Origin of the sequence: Bacillus sp. GBSW19, assembly GCF_002998655.1 — a bacterium.
GTDB lineage: Bacteria > Bacillota > Bacilli > Bacillales > Bacillaceae > Bacillus.
In genome coordinates this window covers 18776-40641 of sequence record NZ_PVRF01000001.1, presented here as the reverse complement: position 1 = coordinate 40641, position 21866 = coordinate 18776, and the positions used below count along the sequence as shown (strand labels likewise).

Sequence of the window (21866 nt, the reverse complement as noted above, 5' to 3'; positions counted from 1 at the left end):
TACCCATAGAGAGGAACGGATATCATGATCATAAAAGGACATACGCTCTCACTCAAAGTAGACGAGCAGTATCATAACACTTCACTCAGTCATTTTTTAAAAACAGCCGTATCTGCATCAAAACCGATTATCCATTTTTGGATGGAGCATCAAAAAGTTCGTTTAAATCAAAAGCCTGCCCATCACGCGGCTAAAGTCAGTAAAGGCGATCAGATCATCATTGATTTATTTGAAACAGAAGAAAGTGATGTGGCACCAGAATACGGTGAATTAGAGGTGCTCTTCGAGGACGAGCATTTATTAATTGTGCAAAAACCTGCCGGACGGCCAACTCATCCGAATGAACAAGGACAAACGGGCACACTGGCTAACCTTGTGGCCTTCCATTTTCAAGCAAATGGAGAAGAAAAGAGGGTGAGACATATCCACAGGCTGGATCAAGACACAAGCGGCACCGTCATTTTTGCAAAGCATAGATTAGCCCATGCGGCTCTTGATCAAATGCTTTCTAAAAAAACAATCAGCCGAACATACATCGCCATCGCAGAGGGGCTTTTCAAAAAAAAGAAAGGCACCATTGATGCAGCGATCGGCCGTGACAAACACCATGCAGTCAGACGAAGAATCTCCCCTACTGGACAAAAAGCTGTGACTCATTTTCAGGTCATGGACATGAATAAACGTCTGCAAATGACAGCCGTTAAACTGCAATTAGAGACGGGTAGAACGCATCAAATTCGTGTCCACCTTAGCAGTCTCGGGCATCCACTAGCTGGGGACACTTTATATGAGGGAGTTCGTGATTACATCAACAGGTGTGCTCTTCACGCCAAGCAAGTTGACATGAAACACCCCTTTACAGGTGAGCATCTGATCATCGAAGCACCTCTACCACCTGATATGGACCAGCTCATGAATAAAATCATCCATTAAAATAAAGAGCCTGCATTTGATTAGCAGGATCTCAGATTGTTGACAAAGGGCTAAAATAATCTTATTTTAGCCCTTTCTTCTTTTCAGCGTGATAGAAAACCTTTGCAGTTCTAGGAAGGACGAGCACCGGAACGTAGATCTGACAACGAATGCAAGGGTTTGTCTACACGCTGGGAGCCTGCATATAATCAGCAGGCTCTTTTTCTTTAGACAGACGCTCTTTTTGCATAAATAATGTACCGCTCTGGTGCATTGCCGACAAAATGAAAAGGATAGCATGTGGTTAACACCAGCTCTTCCTTTTCATTCTGCAACGTAATAATGGATGTATCATGCTGATCGACAATTTTCGTATGCGTGATTTCATACACAAACTCACCATACGGCACAGTGATTTTCAGCTGATCTCCAATATCCAGTTCACCTGTCCGGCGAAACACCGTGTCACGGTGGCCAGAAAGGACGATTTGTCCATTCTGATCAGGATAATAACTGCCTTTGTAGTGTCCTACTCCCTTTGCAAGGTCATCAGCATCCGTCCCTTCGACAATGGGAAGGTCTGCTTTTAATTTTGGAATCGTCAGGATGCCAGAAGCTTTCCCCACTTCTGGAGCAAACTGCTTTTTGGACATCCCTTGATCGTCCGCCACAGCCTTCTTCGCTTCGTCTAATGATTGGGCTGTTTGAAGATGAGTAGAGGCGATTTGCCAAATCCCCCAGCCGAGCAGAACAATCCCGGCTGTCATCACAGTCAGTGCAAGCCACTTTTTCATGCTTAAACTCCTTTGCCTGTTACATTTCTCTTAGATGATACGCTCTTTAGCTTGCTGCTTTTTCTTCTTGTTTTGCTATTTGAATTCGCCCCTCTTTTTGATACACAATGGAAGCTCCCTCAAAACTTTTGACAAAAGCGACAGTGGCTTCTAAGTCTTCTGGGCCTGTTTCAGGGTTTTTCCCAAGTCTGCCTATTGGTGCATATTTACTGCCAGTTGCAGTTGCCATGAAGTTATTCACAGTGAGTGTATACGTTTGATCGAAAGCTACGGCTGAACCATCTGGCAGCTTCAAGTCGACTACTTTATATGTTACCGGATCATAGGAATATGAAAAGCCTGAAATGCTATAATCTGGTCCAAATTGTGGAGAAATTTGAGCTTCTATGATCTCAACTAAGTCTTTTCCCTTGATCTCCAGTTTGACTAAAACGTTGCCGAATGGCTGAATATTAAAGAGATCTCCCCACGTTATCGGCCCTTTTTCAAGGTTTTGCCTAATGCCCCCTCCATTCATCATGGCAAAGTCACTTTTCATTGAATATCTCATACCATCTGCAATCAAATTACCGAGCGGCGTGTCTCCATCATTTGAATAGCCGCCTTCCATTTTGACCCCAGCTTCTCCAACAACCTCACTAATAATCGGCTCCACTTCTTTCCCGTAATGAGCCAAGATGTCTGCTGCTTCCTTGTCCTTTTCTATACCAGCTTGATCTACATACTGAATATTTGCACTCTTTTTGAGGATATCCTTCGTTTTGCGGTCAAGTGTCACATTGACTTCGCCAATCGCCTTCCCATATTCAAAGGCTTGCACAATTAATTTCCCATTGACCTCTCCATTGACCACTTCGTGATTATGCCCTGCAAAGATGACGTCAATTTCATCATCACCTTCTTTGGCAAGCTTTGCACTCTCTCCAGTGATCGTATCGCCATTTTGAGAGGCTGTCATATGAGCTAAAACTGCAATGGCTTTAACCCCTTTTTGTTTTAGTTCCTTCGTGGCTTCATTCACGGCTTTGACTTCATCTGTAAACTGAATGTCTTTAATCCCTTCTGGCATGACCATTCCTGCGGCTGACTTGGTCACAACACCGATAAATGCGACTGGGATTCCTTCGACATCGATGATTTCATAAGCCGGTAAAAGTGGCTTACCTGTATCCTTGTATTCACAGTTCGCACAAACGAGCGGGAAGTTCTGTCCGTCATACCCCTTTGTGCCTTTAGGATGTTCTCCGCCATTTAAGATACGCAATAGCTCGTCTACCCCTTCATCAAATTCATGGTTGCCGACCGTGCCCACATCAAAGCCAATGTTCTCCATGAGTTCAACGGTTGGTTCATCTTGCAGTAGAGAAGATATTGGAGAGCTCCCGCCAATCATATCTCCAGCATGGACCGTGATCGTATTTTTGTGCGCTGCTTGTTTTTGTTTCATATAGGCGGCGACATAATCCATCCGGCCGTACATGCCTTTATTGCCATCACCTTTGAGATCCAGCTCGTATTCTTGATCAATTTTACCGTGTAAATCATTCATACTTAAAATCGTTAATGGTACTTCGCTTGCATCCTTTGCCGGCTGATAGCCAGCCTGCTCTGCTTCTTCTTTGGAAGCAAAAAAGATCCGTTTTTCCACATCGATTTCTTTCCATTTGTCAGGGGAGACGTAGGTTTTCACAGATGAGTCGCCGACATAGCGTGCCAGTCCTTTTTTCTGCTCACGTGCTCTAAATTCAAATGGCTGTTCCAGCAGAGGGTCCGCTTCGTTCCATATGCCCTGTCCTTTTTCTTTTGCTTCTTTTACTGCTTTTTGAAACGTATGATAGTCCTTTTCATCTCCAACTGGCCAGATGAAGTAAGTAGGGGCATATCCTTTTTTTACAAGCTCTAGATTTGTATTTAGCCCTTTTTTGGTCTTCACTTGAGCTAAAAGACGTCCATAGCTGTCCTTCGCTTCAGGACCAATCTTTAATGTGACTTGGTCACCGCTTGAAAGAAGTGTTTTTAAATAGTCAGTCGCCTGCTGTCCAAAACGCAATTGGTTTTGGTCTAATTCATTTTTTGGCTTATGATACGTTTCCGGCGTGTCCATATTCACAAAACGCACCTTTGTTGTACCAAGAACAGGCTTCTTTAGATGAATCGTATCTCCATCCACCACACGGTCAACTGTTGCTTTGTATTCCTTCTTCATCTTTGGCGGCTTTGGCTGGCGTTTCAGCAGTTTGATACCATCCTTATGTCTTGGAAGCACCTGCAGCGTATCATACCTGCTTAACACCCCTGTAAACTCGTACCATTTCCCTGTCTTTACTTTATCAATAGCATTTGTATCGACCATCACTCTCAGGATGGTGCTGTGGTATTTTTTATCAATGATCACCACATTGTATCCACCGCCAGCCGGCTGCGCTGGTTTTGCCTCAACATAGCCTTTAATCTTCACTAGTCTTCCTTCATGTTTACCGGCTTGATCCGTTTCTAGTTGTTTAACGGACACTCGCTTCGCCTTTGGCAAAGTTTGATTCACAGCATCTATCTTCAGGCGGCCTTGATCTGGCACAATTTCAATCATTCCTTTATAAGACGTGATCTTACCAGTCACTGTCACCTTCATGCCTGCTTTTAGTTCCGGGAAGTGATTGGGCTGCGCTGAATAAATATTGATTCCAGCTGATTTGTCTTGAATGTATGTGGACAATTTCCCATTGCCTACAGCGGATTGATCTGCTGTCACAATTCCGCTCACCGTCACGGTCTCTCCTATTAGCTGACGGGCTTTTTTGATCTGCACGATCTTTTTTTGCTTCCACACCATTTCCTTCTTTTCAGATGCACTGACCTCGCCTCCTGTGATCATGCCAGGCAGTAAGGATTGCAAACTAAAGATCATCAAAACCAAACAACAAATCATTCGAATAGATAGCATTCGTTTCATTAGACCTCTCCCCTTTGCGCTTCATCTCTCATAGTGTACAAAGTAAATATTGATGTTGAATGGATTTCATGTAAAACTTGTCTTTTTAACTCATCGGAAAGGTAATAATCACACGTGTTCCCTCAAAGCTTTTACTTTCAAAACGAATGGTGCCGCCATGGCTTTCAATGATTTTAATGGTCATCATTAAACCAAGGCCTGTCCCCTTTTCTTTTGTAGTATAAAAAGGTTCACCGAGCTTCCCTATTTCGTCCTCTGGTATTCCCTTTCCTTGGTCTTCAAATATCAACATCATTTGATGATCTTTCATGAGAGAGGTCACCTTGATGACACCTGTCACACCATCCATCGCTTCAATTCCGTTTTTAAGGATATTCAGGAAGACTTGTTTTAATTCATTCGGAATGCCTTGAATGTTAGGGAGCGACGGAGACAGATTTTTCTGAATGGACACGCCTTTTAAGACCGCCTGGGATTCAACAACCATGATCACTTCTTCGAGCAGAAGATTGACATGTACCGGTTCAAATTTCACCGATTTGCTTCTAGAAAGAACGAGGAATTCATTAATAATTGACTCGAGCCGATTAAACTCTGACATCATCACATCTGCATAATCTTTCTGATACTTCTTACTTTGAATCATCAGCTGTAAAAATCCTTTTAACGATGTAAGCGGGTTCCGTATCTCATGAGCGATACCTGCTGCAAGCTGCCCTACTGCCGACAGCATCTCTGATTTCATCAGCATCTTCTCTGACTGCTTTTGATTGGTGATATCCTCTGAAATCCGCATCACGGTTGACTGCCTTTTGTCAGGATCATCGATTCGATGTAAAGAGACTCTCTCCCATCGTTCGCGCCCAGATAAATCTTGAAAGTACAGCTCACCTGTCCAGCTGCCCTCTTTTAAACAAACCTTCCATTGCTTCTCTAAATCATCACATTGACATAGCGAATGGTAGACAGAAAAAATATCTTTGCCGATCAGGTCATATTCATGCTGCTGGACAAACTGACAGAAACGCTGATTCACGCATTGGATGACCCCTTCCTCAGTTGCAACAACAATATGAATGTGGCTGTTATCAAGCGCCGTCACCGCTAGATGAAGCGACTGTTTGATTTTCGTTACTTCGGTCATATTAATCCAAGTCATCACCGCTCCTTCATGCTCTTGATCAAAGATAGGTGTGATGTGAACGGTGAATTGCTCTCCTTCGTTCGTTTCAATTTCACGTTCGATCGCGCGCCTATCCGAAATGACGGATTGGATATCATGATAGAGCGTTTCCTGCGTAAGCTTTTTAGCCATCGACTGAAAGGATTGCTGATGCCTGATTTTCGCTGAAGTAAATAAAGATGCAGCTGTAGGAGTGTAATAGCGAATATTCATGTCCCTGTCCACAAACAACGTCGCAAGCTCCGGCTTGACAGAGGGTCTGTACAGTTCTTTTCTTGTCACCCTTAAGTTGTTTATGATATTAATAAAATGCTCGTGTTTTTTCTCAAACTCCTCTAATTGCGTGTGTTTCGCTTTTAATTGAGCCCTTGCCTCCTGCTCCTTTTGTTTGACTTCATTGAGTTCATTTTCTAAATCGACAATACGCTGTTGATAGACTGAATTCTGATCTGACATTCCTTTGCCCCTGCCGTTATTTTGATTTTTTCCTCTCTCATTCATTCGAATGAGAATGACGTAAACTCCCTTAAAACGGCGGTCAAAACTTTTCACGGTAAAATCTGCATACTGCTTGCTGCCTTTTTCCGAAATGAGAACATGTTGAAACACAACCTCTGTCTCGTCTGTCCACACCTTTTGAAAGGTTTGACTCAACATCTCTTTCATATAATCAGGTGTTACATATTCACATGCTTGATCTGACACTTCTGTATGGTCTAAAAAAGAATACGCACCATTTGATAATGCCAGGATTTCGTCACTATCGTTGATAATCATACATGCATCATAATCCTCGCTTACTTCTTGCATATATTGTGCGGCTCGCGCTTTCAACTCGATATCACGAGCATTTAGTGCCCAAGGGACATGTGGTTTAGAAACGTTTGAATGGGTGTAAATGTTCCATTTTTCATTGAACAAATGAAACAAACGAGGGATATTGGGTACAGTTTCATTTGGCCCTAATATCAACATCCCTTGATCTTTTAAAGCATATTGGAATCGGGACAATATTCGTTTTTGCACTTCAGGCTGGAAGTACATCAGAACATTTCGGCAACTGATAAAATCGAGGTGGATAAAAGGTGAATCGATCAATAAATTGTGAGGTGCAAAGACAATATGTTTTCTAAGTGACTGCTTCACAATAAAAGCGTCACCTGTCCTTTCGAAATATCGCGCCCGCCATTTTTCCGGCATCCTTGCCATAGACTCTACTAAGTAAAGACCTTTACTAGCTGTTTGAATGGCTTTCCGGTTGATATCTGTTGCAAATACTTGAAGTTCGATGGTCACTTGTCTTCGCTTCATTTCTTCTAAAAATAAGATCGTAAAAGAATAGGCCTCCTCTCCTGTCGAACATCCCGCAATCCAAATACGGCATCGAGATTTCCCGTTTTTCACCGCATTTTCAATGATCGACGGAATGATCTGATGTTCACATACACGAAAAGCCTCCATATCCCTAAAAAAAGACGTCATACCGCTTAAAAGCTGCGCGTGCAGGCGATCAAGCTCATCTGGTTCTCTTTCTAATAAGCAGTCGTACTCTGATAATAATGAAATCCGTTTTTTTGCAATCCTCATTCGTTTTTGAATGACAGATAGCAGCCTTTTCTTTTGATAGGTTGAAAAGGCAATGCCTTTATACATTTCAAGACGTTCAATAATTCTCAGTAAAACAGGATCTGCCTCATCGACATGCGGGACGTTGATGATATTGGCGATATATGCCGCAAGGGTTGAAGGATCTTTGAATGTTTGTTGATACAAGGTGTCAAAACCGCTTTCTACCTCACTGCACGATAAAGCTGTACCGCCTTGCTCAACCAACTGAAGCAAGCCACTTCCCACACAATGACCTTTTTGAAAGAAAATCGCAAAAGCCTCTTCCTTTTGAACGCTGGCAAGAGACTGAAAAAGCAAGTCCACAGAGCAAGCCATGCACGCCGGCAGCTGCTCTGATAGGTGCAGCCGCTGATCTTCTGTTAACGTCACAACCGCATGCTGTGGACAAAAATAAATCGTCTTCTTCATGACTTTCTCACCATGTTTAATCGTTTTTGCCCGGTAGCCAATCGGTAAAACAAGTGCTTCCAAATCAGTTATACAATCGTCCGTCACATGATTTTGCACAACAATAAAAGAGGCATTTAATTCATGTGGAAATGATTGAAAAAAAGCCTCAAGATGATGCTGTTCAAACGGCGAAACACCGATGCCAATCACTGGTGCCTGCACATGTTCGTCTTCTATCAAACGATTAATGATTTTGTCCTGCATCTGGTACCCCCATGTTCATTCGTCTGATACTTTTTTTCGACAAAAAGGAAGAAAACCCTCTAATTGTAAATAATGTTTTTGCATGAAAGAAGGAAAACATCCTCACATTAAAACAGATTGTATAAACAGAAGGAGGAATCTCAATGCAAAACGATCAGCAACCAATGTTTCAAGGAAGCGCTCCCCAGCCCGAGCTCAATCATGGCGGACATGAGTTATTCGATTTACATGAAATTTTAGCCGGCACGATTAATATTTTGGATCAGTATATGATCCTGCGGCAGTTTATTCAGGATCCTGCATTATCCGACATCTTGGATCGACAATACCAATTCGTTTTATCTCAGTACAATGTCACTGTAGATTGTTTTTCTACTGGACAAAAGCCTAGTGAAGAAACCGCTACTTATATGATGAAAGAGCACACACAAGTGACGTACGGGATCAAGCCTTCTCAGCCGAAGAAGCCGAATCAGTCATTACAGGATGTAAAAGACTTGGGCATCACAGGGCATATGCTCAGCCTGGTCAAATCACATGCTGGATTACTTTCCATGTCTGCATTAGAAGTAACAAATCCAGTTGTCAGACGTGTGCTTGCTGCGCAAATCCCGAACTTTATTGAAATGGCGTATGAAATTTTCTTGTATCAAAACAAGCATGGCTACTATCAAGTTCCCCAGCTTTCCAGACAAGACATGACAGCCATGACATCAGCTTTCGCACCGCTTCAAGGGCAGGTTCAAATGCCGCCAAGCAAAGCCAATCAGCAAAAACCCCTTCATTAAAAAAACGGCTGACCCTTTTCTCTGGTCAGCCGTTTTTTCTTTGATACATCTTGTTAAACTGATCTTCAAAATCTGCTAGCCGCTGCCCTGTCGCCTGTTCAAAGCCTTTAGCAAATTGACCTGTTTTCGCCGTTTCCTGCATGATCTCATGTATGATATCTCGTCCGTAAAGCTGCACCAGCTCATAGATCATATAATAGCTTTGCAAATAAACATCTGTCTCATACGTCATCCGGGCGTCCTGCCAATCTTGATCGGAATGAAGAGATTGAAAGGGAATGACGTCGAACCGTTCAGACGTGGCATTTAACACGTCATAGGCCGTCCATTCTGCTGTTCCTTCATGGAACCAAAGCGGAAAGATCACTGGAGACACTTCATAAGAATGAACTTTTTCATAGAAAACAAAGTGAGCATATTCATGAATAAATAACGTGTTGAAAAAGTATAAAGGCAGTGTCTCTTTCTTCAATAATGCTTCCCGTTTATCTGGATATAACCCAATCATTTGATCATGATCGGAGTAAAAACCCGTAATATGCTTGATTCCGGCAAATTGCTCGACTGTCTCTTTATCATCAAAATAAATAATGTCTAAAGGTTTGTCAGTTTCAAACTGAAACACTGACGCTGTCCTCTTCTTTGCCTGATCCACAGCCTCGATTGTCAGGTCAACAAAAGCGTCCTCTTCCTCTGCATAGTATATTCTAATATGTTCATAAACTTGCTTATTGAGTCCCTCCGTTAATATGGTTTTAGGAGAAGACTGCTGCTCTAAATATTGTCCTGTCAGCTGAAACGCAACATAAATCAAGTACGCGGTGAAAGCATAAAAAATGAGACCTGCTGCAATCATTCCGCCTACAAGCTTTTTATGAATCAATGACGGCTTGGCTTTCATTTGCTCCCCACCTGAATTCATCCTGCAGCCTCTTTCTCTTTCTATGAAGAAACAAAGATCAACAAGAGGTGATATATTTTTTACTTTATGCAGTCAGGTGCGCAAGGTGCGGTTCCAAACAAAAAAGCCGCATATGACATACGGCTTTTGTCGTAGCTATTTTGATTCAGGGAAGACACGCCGAACCGTTTCAGTAAATTCATCGAAAAATCCTGAAATTGGCTCTCCGCTTCTAATACGTTTTCCGTATCCTTCCATACGATCGATAAAGTCTGGATTCGCAGATACATACACGTTGTCGATTTGTTGATCCGTTGATTTGACTTTGTCTGAAATTTTCTTTTTCAGATCGTCCGTCACATTACCGCTTTTATCGCCTTCAAGCATAACGGCAACAAATGCATTTTTTCCTGTGACAAGCACGTTCGCTGTTTTCACTTCAGACATGTTGGCTACAAGCTCTGACGCTTTATCTGCCACTTTGACCTTCTGAGGTGTTTGAACATTTGGTTCGTCCTGTCTCATATTGTCATTCTTATATGTGACATTTTCATACTGTCGTTTCATTGTTCCTCTTCGCTCATCGCCCTGGTTGTTCATGCCACATCCAGTGGTGATCAATGTTGGAACGAGTAGTAAAGATAGCATCCATTTCTTATTCATCAATTATTCCCTCCTTTTGCTCATAGGTTTTTCATCCAGCCGGCTTTTTATGCACACATTTCTATTTCATAAAATGAATTCATAATTCAGCCTGCTTTGGTCATCCTAAACATGATGAAGAAGTATCATCATGATCAAATGGAGGGATTCGTTTGTTTAAGAAAAGAAAAGGCATGAGCACTGGCGCAATGATTGCAGTATCAACAGCCATCATTGCATTATTTTCTCCGGTTTTACGAAGAAGGCTGAAAAGCATGACGCAAATGAATATGTCTTCAATGATGAAAGGAAAAAGCCATCAGCACCATGACTCATCTCGTCACGAGTCACACGCACAGAATGAATCAAAGGGAACTGCGGAAATCGGACAAATGATGAAGCAGGCATTCACTGCTGTACAGCCAAATCATACGAATCAGCACCAATCGACATCAAGAAACCATCAGCCAAGAGAGTCTTATGCACAGTCTCTCCATATTGATGAAAGTGTCATGAATGTGATGGATGATGAATCAATCCAGCAAGTAATCAATGACATCGAGCACAAATAAGAAAACAGGAGCCTTCATAAATAGAGGCTCCTGTTTATTCTCCTGAAAAATGTTCTTTCACCATCACAGAGAAGAAAGGTAAAAAGGTGATTTCAACTGTTGTGATAAAATCGTCATAAGCTTCTACTATGATTAAGAGCTCTTTCTCGTTTGGCCTGTCCTTTTTTATCTCTACATGCTGCACGGTTTTAAAATCATATATGCCTAAAACAGATGCCTCTTTTTTTCGAACAGCCTTTAACGTAAATTCTTGACTTCCAAGGTACATCGTGACAACGAAGCGCTCGTCTTGATTTTCAAATCGAAATGTCAGGTTTTGATATTCAATAGGCATACCTCTCTCGAACCTTTCATCAGGCTCCGTTTCAAAAAAAGAAAGCCAGTCCGTTTCATCTGGGAAGCGTTTTCCTCGCATGTGTTTCGATCCCCTCATAAGTGAAATTTTTATTAATTATCCTTTTTCCCCTTTTCTTTTGCAACAAATTTTAGTAATTTTAAAAAGGTGATTTTATTTTGCTAAGAGACCTCTTTATTAATTTAACAATTCTTGTCACTTTCCATTATTTATTTATGCTTGTGTTTAAAGAGAATTTTCTGAAGAAAGAAGATACCCTGCTCAGACAGCTATGCAAAGGCATTCTTTCTGGATTACTCGGTGTCCTTTTAATGTTCTTCTCTATCAAAGCAGGTCCAGCCATCATCGATTTAAGACATATCCCCCTTATTTTAACGGCCTTTTATGGAGGCATCGTCCAAACCATCATTGCAGCCTGTGTTGTGATCATTGGCCGATTATTAATTGATGCCAACGTCGGTTCTTTCATCAATATTTTTTCCATGATGATCATTGCAACAGCCTCTTTTTTAATTGCTGAGCGCCATATGAATCAAGTTGCGAAAATGCTTTTGTCCATTACGATCAGCAATGTGATTGCAACTTTTTTGTTTATTACGATTGCACATGAGACCTCTATTGAAGTCCATTCTGCCTATTGGATGTTCTCATATGTTGCAGGACTGTTTAACTTTTACGTCATTGAGCATCAAACAAAAGCATATCAGCTGTTAAATTTGTATAAATTCCAAGCTCATTATGACTTTTTAACAGGTGTTTTAAATAAACGGAAGTTCGATGAGGTCTTAAGTGATGCTTTTTCTATGAAATTTAAGCAGCCTATCCATCAAATGTCCCTTATTTACTTAGACATCGATTACTTCAAATCCATCAATGACCAATATGGACATCATGAGGGAGATATGGTTTTAAAAGAAATCGGAAAAAGGTTGATGAAAAACACAAGAAGCTCTGATTATATTGGCCGGATCGGCGGTGAGGAATTTGCTGTCCTTCTACCAAATTGTACAGTTGAAAAAACATGGCAGATTGCAGAACGCTTACGGAGAAAAATAGCAGATCAGCCGATATATTTACAAAATGGCATGTCCATTCATATCACAGTATCACTTGGGTGTGCTTATTACCCCGGAACAAGTGCAGACATCAAACAATTACCGATTATGGCTGATCAGGAGCTCTATAAAGCGAAGCAGTCTGGCCGAAATCAAGTGAGCTTCTCAGAGAGAAAAAGAGGCCAATTAATATAGGCTTTTTCCTCAATTTGTTAGCGCTAATTATTTTTAAAAAAGTTTTCGTATAACAGTTGTTTTTTCCCGCAAACACTGGTAAAGTAAAGGTAATTATTTTTGTTCGTATCATCTTTAAGAAGAAAGTTTTGAAAGAGTTTTCGTCTTTGAAGTTTGTGTAAGAGCAAGAATAGTGAATTTAAGCGTTAAGATCGCTTTAGGAGGAAATTTCATGTTAGAAGGTAAAGTAAAATGGTTCAACTCTGAAAAAGGTTTCGGATTCATCGAAGTAGAAGGTCAAGACGATGTATTCGTTCACTTCTCTGCTATCCAAGGCGAAGGCTTCAAAACTTTAGAAGAAGGTCAAGCAGTTTCTTTCGAAATCGTTGAAGGTAACCGTGGACCACAAGCTGCTAACGTTAACAAAGCGTAATTTAAGAGCATCTGCTCTTTAGCACTTTATAGAGTGAAGGAAAACCGTCCGGCTTCTGCCGGCGGTTTTTTTGTGCCATAAAAAAAGAGAACCTGACGAGAGGTTCTCTTCAAATTGTTGACAAAGGGCTAAAATGGTTTTTATTTTAGCCCTTTGTCTTCTTTTCAGCGTGATAGAAAACCTTTGCAGTCTAGGAAGGACAGCTACTTTTGCGGAGCGAATTTGACATTCGTGAGCACCAGCGCGCAGGACTGACAACGAATGCGAGGGTTTGTCTACACGCTGAGAGAACCTGCGAGAGGTTCTCTTTTTTATTTGTCCTTCTGCTTTAGCTTCTGTAAAGCAGAACGATACATATCATCATTCATTTTTGTCTCTGGTTCTTCTTCTTTGACAGGTGGTTCTGGCTGCTTAAACTTTTGAAGCGCCTGTCTATAAAAATCATCGCCAGACACTCGTTCATCCGTTTGAGAAGGCTTTGACGCTTCCTCTTCTTCTTCAGGCTCTACAGGTCTCGCCGCAACTTCTGACTCGCTGTGCGGCACGTCAGGCTGATTGGGCACATCTTCTTTGATCTCTTTCTTCTCGACCGAAGCGTGTCTGACATTGAACGCTACTAATCCGATAATGACTAGAACAGCAGCTACTAACGCTACAATAATCGTCGCCAAAAGAACCCTCTCCTTATCGCTTAAATGACGCAGTGACTGATGCTACACGTCTTCCTAATGCTTTGCCGAGTTCAATGCCTTCTGTAGAAATCACTTCATCAGAATCAATCGGACATGTCACACCTGCTCCATAGTAAGAGCCGTATAAAGCATTCTCTGGCACATTTCCAGGAAGGCCAACGACAAGCATCCCTTGATGGAACATTGGTGTAATCAAATTATGCATCGTCATTTCTAAACCGCCGTGCGTTGTAGCAGTTGTACAGAAAACGGCACCGACTTTATCGATCAGTTTTCCCTCTGCCCATAGGTAGCCAAGACGGTCAATCCATGTCTTTAACCCAGAACTAATGGTACCAAAGTGACCAGGGCAGCCCCAAATGATCGCATCCATTTGATCCAGCTTGCGAATATCCGCATCTTTCACGTGATCGACGAATACTTCAGCTTGCTCTGTTTCACCTGCGCCTGCTGCAATTGCTTCTGCCAGTGCTTTTGTATGGTCACCTTCACTATCGTATACGACATAAATTTTCATGTACGGTCCCTCCACACTTATCTTGCATCTTGGTTTGCTTCCTTAGGTGCTGGAAGCAGTGTCATTTCTTGTTTTTTATGCTGCTGATCTTTTCGCTTTTTATCCTTACGTACATCACGCAGGAACAAGCTGAGAATGACACCAGCGGCACAGAATAACGTTACCCACATGTAAGCATCATTGATGCCCATTACGTTTGAATCGACCTGTGCTTTCGTAAAGAGCTGGGTGGATACATATTTTTGAGCAGCTTCAGCTGTCATGCCCATATGATGCATCACATTCGACACAGCCGCCTGGAATGAATTCATAAAGAACGGGTCCGCTGTATTTGTTTGATCCGCCATATTGGAATAATGGAATGTTGTCCGATTCGTATAAATCGTTGTGATCAAACTCGTACCGATCGAACCGCTAATTTGTCTTAATGTATTAGACATCGCTGTACCATGGCTGTTTAAGTGCTGTGGTAATTGGTTCATCCCAGCTGTCATCACCGGCATCATAAGGAGTGACATACCGAATGCACGAACTGCATACATGAGCACAATGTGACTATACGATGTATCAATGGTCAGCCTTGTAAACTCGAATGTGGTGACAACGGTAATGAGCATCCCCACAATCGCAAGCGGACGAGGTCCAAATTTATCAAACAAAATCCCTGAAATCGGGGACATAATCAGCATCGCAAGTGCCCCTGGAAGCATTAATAGCCCGGATTGCAATGCCGTAAACCCAACGAGGTTCTGCAGATAAATCGGAAGTAAGAACATCCCAGTGTATAAGGCAACTGTAATAATAATATTAATGACACTTGATAATGAGAAGATGCTGTATTTAAACACGCGGAAATCAAGCATCGGATTATCAGCTTTCAGCTGTTGGAAAATAAAGAGAATGATCGCAATCGCACCAACAATAATCGTCGATAAGACGATCGGATCTGTCCAGCCATCACTTCCCGCTTCACTCACTCCGTATAGAAGCGAAGCAAAACCAACGATGGAAAGAATCGCACCAAGGCTGTCCAGCTTGATTTTTTTAGGCTCTACAATATTTCTAAACATAAAGAAAGCCGCGATAATGACAATCGCTCCGATTGGTACAAGTCCATAAAACATAATACGCCAAGAATAATGTTCAATAATATAACCAGATAATGTTGGTCCTACCGCAGGAGCAAACATCATCGCAAGACCGAAAATCCCCATTCCTTTCCCTCTGTTTTCCGGAGGGAAAATAAAAAGGATTGTTGTCATCACGAGCGGCTGCAGGATACCGCCGCCGATTGCCTGAATCAAACGACCGATGAGCATCGTTGAAAAGTTCGGCGCAATCCCGCAAATAAAGGTCCCTAGTGTAAACGAGATCATGGCGACTAGAAATAAGCTGCGCTGTCCAAAGCGTGTGATTAAAAACGCAGATAACGGAATCAGCACACCGTTGACAAGCATATAACCTGTTGTAAGCCACTGAATCGTCGTTGCACTCACATTAAATTCAGTCATTAAATGGGGCATGGCTACGTTCAGAAGCGTTTGGTTCAAAATCGCTACGAACAAGCCGGCCATTAAAATGATCAGTAAAGACAAGGAGCCTGCTCCCTGTTTTGTTGCTGCAGGTTGATTTGCCATCTCAGACAACCTCCTTTCATTTTTTGATATCAAACATCATTAAGATGAAATTTTGACAGAAGCATTCATACCAGGAAGTACTTTGTCTGATGGATTTTTAATTGAAATTTTCACTGCTACTTTTTGTGTGACTTTTGTATAGTTACCACTTGAATTTGTTGCTGGCAGCATATTGAATGTTGAGTTTGTCGCATAACCAATTTGTTCAACTGTTCCTTCAAATGTTGTATCAGGATCACCATCTACCACGATGTCGACTTTGTCGCCTTTTTCAATACTTTTAATATCTGTTTCTTTGATATTCGCTGTGATGTAAAGCTTGCTTAAATCAATGGTTTCACCAAGAACTGTACCAGGCTGCACTTGTTGATTGTTTTGTACTTCTTTTTTGACTAATGTGCCATCAGCCACTGATTTAATGTTTGTTTTTGTTTCTCCTTCAACTTTTGCAACTGTGCTGTCTTTTTGCACTTCGTCACCTTCATTGATATCCCAGCCTTTGATTTGTCCAGCTGCTGGTGCTGTGATTTGATACATGTCACCTGTCACTTTCGCCTCGTCAGTTTTGACAAAATTTGTGCTTTCGTAGTAGTAATAAGCACCTCCGGCAATAATGGCAAGAATCACAATAAGGCCAATAATGTTCGTTAGCAATAAACGCCCTCTGTTCATGTTTTGTTTCTCCTTTCATGTATAAAAATATAGTGTCATCTGCTTTAGCAAACTTAGAATGCCCATCATCTGACAGAATATGAAACAAGCTCATAAAGCTGTTATTTCTCCTTCATCTACTCCGCCTGAAAAATGGTGTGCAGCCCATTTATACTTATTGTTCACTCATGAGCAAAGAGTAGAAAAAGAAGAAAAGACGATCTGCATCTTTTTTGAAAAACTTATATTTAACAAGATTAAATATTAATAAATGAAAATTGAAATGTCAAAGAGAAAGTTTTACTTTTTTTCTGGTGATCCCTTCCTTCTCCATACAAAAAACCCTTCAGCCCTTATGCTGAAAGGTTTTTTCAAATGTGCTATTTACGAAAGAACTTCTTCCTGCTGAAAAAATTTTTTTAGTGCGAGAAAAACATCTGATTTTTGCTTCAAAATATAATGCTTAAATTTCTCATCCTGTATATGCTTATATGCTGACATTAATGTAGAATGCCGGTTGTATTGATTCACTTCACCATAACAGAATAAATTGGCTTTTTTCATAATTTCAGAAACAAGCTTCACGCACCGTGCATTGTCTGAGGTCAAATTGTCTCCATCAGAAAAATGAAAAGGATAAATATTATATTGCGACGGCGGGTATCGTTCGTCTATGAGCTCTAGTGCCTTTCGATAGACAGAAGAGCAAATGGTCCCTCCGCTCTCGCCCCGCGAGAAGAAATGCTCTTCATCTACAACCTTCGCCTCCGTATGGTGGGCAATAAATTCAATATCGACCGTCTCATACTTTGTCCGTAAGAAACGTGTCATCCAAAAGAAAAAACTTCTCGCCATATATTTTTCCCAAAGCCCCATACTTCCGCTCGTATCCATCATCGCCAAAACGACGGCTTTCGACTCTGGTTTGGTCACTTCATTCCACGTCTTATATTTGATATCCTCTGGGTAGATTGGATAAAAGGAAGGACTGCCTGTCATCGCATTTCGTTTAAATGCCGACAGCATCGTTCGTTTTTTATGGATATTGCCTGTTAACCCGGTTTTGCGAATATCGTTAAACTCAATTTGCTCGACAATGATGTCGTCAAGCTCCTTTTGTTTAAGGTTTGGCAGCTTTAGCTCCCGAAACAGCGCTTCCTCAAGATCGATTAATGAGACCTCTGCTTCGTAATAATCCTCACCAGCCTGATCTCCAGCGCCCTGCCCCTTTCCTTGCCCTTGCTTACTGTCTGATCCATCGCGCGCGACAATATCTCCAACCTCGCTGTCTCCATCGCCTTGACCCACATGCTTATTTTTGTCGTAATTATACCGAATTTTATATTCATCTAACGAACGAATCGGAATTTTGACAACATCTTTTCCATTAGACATGATGATGCTTTCTTCTGTGACAAGATCCGGCAAATTATTTTTAATCGCTTCTTTGACTTTTTTCTGATGACGCTGCTGGTCGTCATAGCCTTTTCGATGGAGGGACCAGTCTTCCTGAGATACAATAAACTGACTTTTTTCTTGCCGGGACATCCATCCCCCTCCTCACCTGTTTGCACAATTCTTCTAACTACCGATTCCTTTATCCTATGCTGCTCGTCACCCAAGTTGACGATCATTTCTAAAAAAGACATTACCGGTGCAGGTGCGCCAATAATGCCTCCTTCATTTATTAACGATTGAGAAGACTGCCTACATATTTTAAAAGTTCATTTGCACTTGTTGAATTATAGCCATGTTCATCAATCAATCTAGCCACTACTTCATTGACCTTCTTCAGCTGCTGTTCATCCGGTGTCTTCGTTGACGTCGTAATTTTCACCACATCTTTTAGATCAGCAAACAGCTTCTTCTGAATCGCCTCTCGCAATCTCTCATGAGAATTATAATCAAAGCGTTTGCCCTTTCTCGCATAAGCCGAAATACGAATCAGAATTTCTTCTCTGAATGCCTTTTTGGCATTTTCAGAAATACCGATCTGCTCCTCAATTGAACGCATAAGCTTTTCATCAGGATTCATTTCTTCACCAGTTAACGGATCACGCAGCTTGTTTTTATTACAGTACGCCTCGACATTATCTAAGTAATTATCCATCAGTGTTTTCGCAGACTCCTCATAGGAATACACAAATGCCTTTTGAACTTCCTTCTTCGCAATATCGTCGTACTCTTTCCGCGCAACAGAAATAAAATTCAAATAGCGCTCCCGGTCCTCGCTGGAGATAGACGGATGCTGATCGAGTCCTTCTTTTAACGAACGAAGGACATCCAGCGCATTGATCGATTCCATATTCTTTCGAATAATAGTGGAGGAAATTCGGTTAATCACATACCGCGGATCAATTCCGCTCATCCCTTCATCATGAAATTCCTTTTTCATCTCATCAATATCAGCAGATTGGAAGCCTTCGACACTCTCTCCATCATACAGACGCATTTTTTTCACCAAATCAATATCAGAACGCTTCGGCTCTTTGAGTCTTGTCAAAATGGAGAACATCGCTGCCACCTTCAGCGTATGCGGGGCAATATGCACATCAGAAACATCACTTTCTGAAATCATTTTATGATAAATGCGTTCCTCCTCTGTCACCTTCAAGTTATAAGGAATCGGCATCACAATAATTCTTGAGTGCAAGGCCTCGTTCTTTTTATTTGAAATAAACGACCGGTACTCGGTTTCATTCGTATGAGCGACAATCAATTCATCTGCACTAATCAAGGCAAAACGGCCTGCTTTAAAATTTCCTTCCTGCGTTAATGACAGAAGGTGCCATAGAAATTTCTCATCACACTTTAACATCTCCTGAAACTCCATCATCCCTCGGTTTGCTTTATTGAGTTCTCCATCAAAGCGGTAGGCCCTTGGATCTGACTCTGATCCAAATTCAGCAATGGTTGAAAAATCGATGCTTCCTGTTAAATCAGCAATGTCCTGAGATTTCGGATCAGACGGACTAAAGGTACCAATACCAGTTCGTTTATCCTCTGAGAAAAAGATCCGTTCAACCCTTACATCCTCAATTCGTCCGCCATATTCCTCTTCTAGCCTCATCATATTCAGAGGGGACAAATTCCCCTGCACACGAATGCCATATTCTCTATAGAAATCCTCCCGCAGATTTTGCGGAATAAGATGAAGCGGGTCTTCATGCATCGGGCAGCCTTTGATCGCATAGACTGCGCCATGATCTGTCAGTGAATATTCTTCTAGTCCTCTTTTCAGCCTAGTAACAAGCGTAGATTTCCCGCCGCTTACTGGTCCCATCAATAACAAAATACGCTTCCTCACATCGAGCCGCTTGGCAGCAGGGTGAAAATATTCCTCTACTAATCTTTCCAATGATTCCTCTAACCCAAAAAGTTCCTGATCAAAAAATTTGTACGTTCTGACCCCATTCTCCTCTTCAATCCCGCTGTCTTTAATCATATGATAAACGCGAGAATGAGCAGATTGAGCGACAAGTGGATTTTCCTTTATAATGTCTAAATAATCGCTGAATGTGCCTTCCCATTTGAGACGCTGCTCTTCTTCTCTGTGCTGTTCGATTTTCTTTAAAATATCCATATGAACCTCCTCTTTCAAGATTGAAGCAAGTAATCAGATACTGTTTTACAATCTATGCGGAGGCGTCCTATTACATGCTTTCGTTCTTCAAAATGACGAATTGGCAAACTGAATTGACAACCATCCGCAAGACCCTTCATAATAAAGGAAAAACAGGAGAAAAATGATCTTCTTCTCTTGCTTTTCAAGGCGAACTTCACACCATATGAAACAGGCAGCGATAGAAACAAAGGGATAAGGGGGAAGCTTATATGAGAACGGTCATTATGATGGGCGTCATCATTACGTTTTTAGTATCCATTTTCACAGCTGGCTACGAAGGCAAGCCTGGTAAATGAAAAAAAGGATGTTCCATTAGCGGAACATCCTTTTTTCATTTAATTCGTTGTTTTTAGCACCTGCATATTCACTGTATTCCCTGATACATGAATGGACGTAAAGTCTTGCGTATCAATCACAGGTGTGACGGCACGACTGTCTAATGTGATGTCAGTAAAACGAGTAGAGAAGTTTGCCCGAATATCTTTCCGGTAGATATCGTCAGTCACTGCTACTGTCGACAGTAATTTCCACTTAGTCACAGAGCCAATGTTTGAGTTTTGAATTTCTGTGATGATACGCCCGGTATAACCAACATTATTTGTCCTCCAGAACGTCGCTCTTGTATGTCCATTCAAGTTTTTATAAATGGTCATTTGCACAGTACTTCCAGGCTTAAATCCATTTGTATACGTAAAATCATTTTTCCCTTCGATATATGTCTCTTGATTATTTGTTCCTACTTTCATCGTAGGTTTCCACACATTATAGGTTGGACTGTATTGAAGACCGATGTCTGCTTCTTTTGAACCTGTGAATCCAAAATAAATATAAGCTGTCCCATTTGACACACTCATTGCGGGAGGGGGAGTTGAATCTTTGTGACCAATATTGATCCATTGCTATTGATATAAGTACGCCCGCCGATACCTTTCGATAATTGCGCTGCTTCTATTTCCTGCGTCTGAGAGAGACCTGGGATACTGACTGGAATCGTCCCCATTAAAATAGCAGAGCTAATGGCACTAGTGATCAGTAGCTTTTTCATCTCATTTAATGGATTCATTATTTTTTGAAAACGCGATTACAATCTATCATACTACCTATTTTTTACATGTCAAAAAAAGTATAAAAAAAGTCGTATTTTCCTTCTTTATATTTCTTATCTCATATAAAAAAAGCCAAGATAGGTATCCCGGCTTTCATTATGACCTTAAATCAGATCTCGGTATTGCTGCTGGCGAAGTGCCTCATACACAAGAATTGCTGCCGTATTCGATAGATTCAGAGAACGAACATGCTCTGTCATCGGTAAACGAAGGCAGCGGTCCATATTCTGTTCGATCAAATCTTTCGGCAATCCACTTGTCTCTCTGCCAAAAACGAAGAAGTAGTCTTCATCTAACTGAGAGTAATCAAATGTCGTATGCGGCTTTTGGCCAAATTTTGTGATATAGAAGAATTGTCCCTTCGGATGAGCCTCAAACAATTCATCAAGCGAGTCATGATAGACCACATTGGCATATTTCCAATAATCGAGTCCTGCACGCTTCAGCATTTTGTCATCTGTCGAAAAACCAAGCGGACGAATCAGATGAAGAGTTGTATTTGTTGCTGCACATGTACGCGCAATATTTCCAGTATTAGCTGGAATCTCTGGTTGATATAAAACGACATGAAGTCCCAAAAAAGTTCACCTCTAATT

Annotated in this window: 18 protein-coding genes and 1 pseudogene; 5 read left to right on the top strand and 14 right to left on the bottom strand. The window is 41.4% G+C overall.

The genetic code is table 11. The annotated features are described in order from the left end of the window. The first annotated feature begins 24 nt into the window (after positions 1-24). The gene (locus tag C6344_RS00290; RefSeq protein WP_106072517.1) at positions 25-933 is read left to right on the top strand and encodes an RluA family pseudouridine synthase; all 909 of its coding nucleotides are present in this window, start codon (positions 25-27) and stop codon (positions 931-933) included. Between the two features lie 206 nt (positions 934-1139). Here the strand turns inward: C6344_RS00290 and C6344_RS00285 are convergent, their stop codons facing one another. The 3 genes from C6344_RS00285 to C6344_RS00275 all read right to left on the bottom strand — a co-directional run bounded on the left by C6344_RS00285 (position 1140) and on the right by C6344_RS00275 (position 8122). Further along, positions 1140-1706 carry a class D sortase gene (locus C6344_RS00285; RefSeq protein WP_106036595.1) on the bottom strand — a complete coding sequence of 189 codons (567 nt, stop codon included), beginning with the start codon at positions 1704-1706 and terminating at the stop codon, positions 1140-1142. 46 nt (positions 1707-1752) lie between these two features. After that, entirely contained in the window at positions 1753-4656 is a 2904-nt protein-coding gene (locus C6344_RS00280) for a 5'-nucleotidase C-terminal domain-containing protein (protein ID WP_106072637.1), read from the bottom strand. A gap of 85 nt (positions 4657-4741) precedes the next feature. Beyond that, positions 4742-8122, bottom strand: coding sequence for a CheR family methyltransferase (locus C6344_RS00275; RefSeq protein WP_106072636.1), 3381 nt, complete (start codon positions 8120-8122; stop codon positions 4742-4744). Positions 8123-8265: 143 nt separating this feature from the next. On the opposite strand from C6344_RS00275, the gene C6344_RS00270 reads away from it, so the two are divergent. Then, on the top strand, positions 8266-8910 hold the full coding sequence (locus tag C6344_RS00270; RefSeq protein WP_012009386.1) for a spore coat protein: 645 nt from the start codon (positions 8266-8268) through the stop codon (positions 8908-8910). A 25-nt stretch (positions 8911-8935) separates the two neighbouring features. On the opposite strand, the gene C6344_RS00265 is transcribed toward C6344_RS00270, so the two are convergent. Together C6344_RS00265 and C6344_RS00260 are read right to left on the bottom strand one after the other, a co-directional pair. Continuing rightward, positions 8936-9811, bottom strand: a complete 876-nt coding sequence (locus C6344_RS00265; RefSeq protein WP_106072902.1) for a hypothetical protein — start codon at positions 9809-9811, stop codon at positions 8936-8938. 156 nt (positions 9812-9967) lie between these two features. Next, positions 9968-10474, bottom strand: coding sequence for a YhcN/YlaJ family sporulation lipoprotein (locus C6344_RS00260; protein WP_034663773.1), 507 nt, complete (start codon positions 10472-10474; stop codon positions 9968-9970). A gap of 152 nt (positions 10475-10626) precedes the next feature. Here C6344_RS00260 and C6344_RS00255 point away from each other — a divergent pair, with 152 nt between their 5' ends. Beyond that, positions 10627-11025, top strand: a complete 399-nt coding sequence (locus C6344_RS00255) for a hypothetical protein (protein ID WP_034663775.1) — start codon at positions 10627-10629, stop codon at positions 11023-11025. A 34-nt stretch (positions 11026-11059) separates the two neighbouring features. On the opposite strand, the gene C6344_RS00250 is transcribed toward C6344_RS00255, so the two are convergent. Then, the gene (locus C6344_RS00250; protein ID WP_060595841.1) at positions 11060-11440 is read right to left on the bottom strand and encodes a hypothetical protein; all 381 of its coding nucleotides are present in this window, start codon (positions 11438-11440) and stop codon (positions 11060-11062) included. 98 nt (positions 11441-11538) lie between these two features. On the opposite strand from C6344_RS00250, the gene C6344_RS00245 reads away from it, so the two are divergent. Together C6344_RS00245 and cspB are read left to right on the top strand one after the other, a co-directional pair. Next, on the top strand, positions 11539-12630 hold the full coding sequence (locus C6344_RS00245; protein WP_034663781.1) for a diguanylate cyclase: 1092 nt from the start codon (positions 11539-11541) through the stop codon (positions 12628-12630). 211 nt (positions 12631-12841) lie between these two features. Next, entirely contained in the window at positions 12842-13042 is a 201-nt protein-coding gene (cspB, locus tag C6344_RS00235) for a cold shock-like protein CspB (RefSeq protein ID WP_003212277.1), read from the top strand. 311 nt (positions 13043-13353) lie between these two features. Here cspB and C6344_RS00225 read toward each other — a convergent pair whose 3' ends face one another. From C6344_RS00225 to trmL, 8 genes and pseudogenes are all read right to left on the bottom strand, one after another. Next, the gene (locus tag C6344_RS00225; RefSeq protein WP_060595840.1) at positions 13354-13713 is read right to left on the bottom strand and encodes a hypothetical protein; all 360 of its coding nucleotides are present in this window, start codon (positions 13711-13713) and stop codon (positions 13354-13356) included. Positions 13714-13726: 13 nt separating this feature from the next. Beyond that, positions 13727-14251, bottom strand: coding sequence for a flavodoxin family protein (locus C6344_RS00220; RefSeq protein ID WP_034663787.1), 525 nt, complete (start codon positions 14249-14251; stop codon positions 13727-13729). A 17-nt stretch (positions 14252-14268) separates the two neighbouring features. Continuing rightward, complete coding sequence (locus C6344_RS00215; protein WP_034663790.1) at positions 14269-15888, bottom strand: DHA2 family efflux MFS transporter permease subunit; 1620 nt, start codon at positions 15886-15888, stop codon at positions 14269-14271. 39 nt (positions 15889-15927) lie between these two features. After that, a complete protein-coding gene (locus C6344_RS00210) occupies positions 15928-16560 on the bottom strand; it encodes a biotin/lipoyl-containing protein (protein ID WP_034663794.1) in 633 nt (210 codons plus the stop codon). A gap of 363 nt (positions 16561-16923) precedes the next feature. Beyond that, positions 16924-18087: a sporulation protein YhbH gene (gene yhbH / locus C6344_RS00205; RefSeq protein WP_060595839.1), complete on the bottom strand. Its 1164-nt coding sequence runs from the start codon at positions 18085-18087 to the stop codon at positions 16924-16926. A 139-nt stretch (positions 18088-18226) separates the two neighbouring features. Then, positions 18227-20122 (bottom strand): PrkA family serine protein kinase, encoded by a 1896-nt coding sequence (locus C6344_RS00200; RefSeq protein ID WP_034663803.1) that lies wholly within the window; start codon positions 20120-20122, stop codon positions 18227-18229. A 377-nt stretch (positions 20123-20499) separates the two neighbouring features. Then, positions 20500-21209: pseudogene (locus C6344_RS00195) on the bottom strand (YrpD family protein). A gap of 165 nt (positions 21210-21374) precedes the next feature. Next, the gene (trmL, locus tag C6344_RS00190) at positions 21375-21848 is read right to left on the bottom strand and encodes a tRNA (uridine(34)/cytosine(34)/5-carboxymethylaminomethyluridine(34)-2'-O)-methyltransferase TrmL (protein ID WP_034282301.1); all 474 of its coding nucleotides are present in this window, start codon (positions 21846-21848) and stop codon (positions 21375-21377) included. Positions 21849-21866: the final 18 nt, after the last annotated feature.

Bases quoted from the DNA above. Each gene is read 5' to 3' on its own strand.
- C6344_RS00270 (WP_012009386.1), top strand. From the start codon at position 8,266: ATGCAAAACGATCAGCAACCAATGTTTCAAGGAAGCGCTCCCCAGCCC.
- C6344_RS00265 (WP_106072902.1), bottom strand. From the start codon at position 9,811: ATGAAAGCCAAGCCGTCATTGATTCATAAAAAGCTTGTAGGCGGAATG.
- C6344_RS00215 (WP_034663790.1), bottom strand. From the start codon at position 15,888: ATGGCAAATCAACCTGCAGCAACAAAACAGGGAGCAGGCTCCTTGTCT.
- C6344_RS00250 (WP_060595841.1), bottom strand. From the start codon at position 11,440: ATGCGAGGAAAACGCTTCCCAGATGAAACGGACTGGCTTTCTTTTTTT.
- C6344_RS00200 (WP_034663803.1), bottom strand. From the start codon at position 20,122: ATGGATATTTTAAAGAAAATCGAACAGCACAGAGAAGAAGAGCAGCGT.
- C6344_RS00285 (WP_106036595.1), bottom strand. From the start codon at position 1,706: ATGAAAAAGTGGCTTGCACTGACTGTGATGACAGCCGGGATTGTTCTG.
- cspB (WP_003212277.1), top strand. From the start codon at position 12,842: ATGTTAGAAGGTAAAGTAAAATGGTTCAACTCTGAAAAAGGTTTCGGA.
- C6344_RS00210 (WP_034663794.1), bottom strand. From the start codon at position 16,560: ATGAACAGAGGGCGTTTATTGCTAACGAACATTATTGGCCTTATTGTG.
- C6344_RS00220 (WP_034663787.1), bottom strand. From the start codon at position 14,251: ATGAAAATTTATGTCGTATACGATAGTGAAGGTGACCATACAAAAGCA.
- yhbH (WP_060595839.1), bottom strand. From the start codon at position 18,087: ATGTCCCGGCAAGAAAAAAGTCAGTTTATTGTATCTCAGGAAGACTGG.
- C6344_RS00275 (WP_106072636.1), bottom strand. From the start codon at position 8,122: ATGCAGGACAAAATCATTAATCGTTTGATAGAAGACGAACATGTGCAG.
- C6344_RS00290 (WP_106072517.1), top strand. From the start codon at position 25: ATGATCATAAAAGGACATACGCTCTCACTCAAAGTAGACGAGCAGTAT.
- C6344_RS00260 (WP_034663773.1), bottom strand. From the start codon at position 10,474: ATGAATAAGAAATGGATGCTATCTTTACTACTCGTTCCAACATTGATC.
- C6344_RS00280 (WP_106072637.1), bottom strand. From the start codon at position 4,656: ATGAAACGAATGCTATCTATTCGAATGATTTGTTGTTTGGTTTTGATG.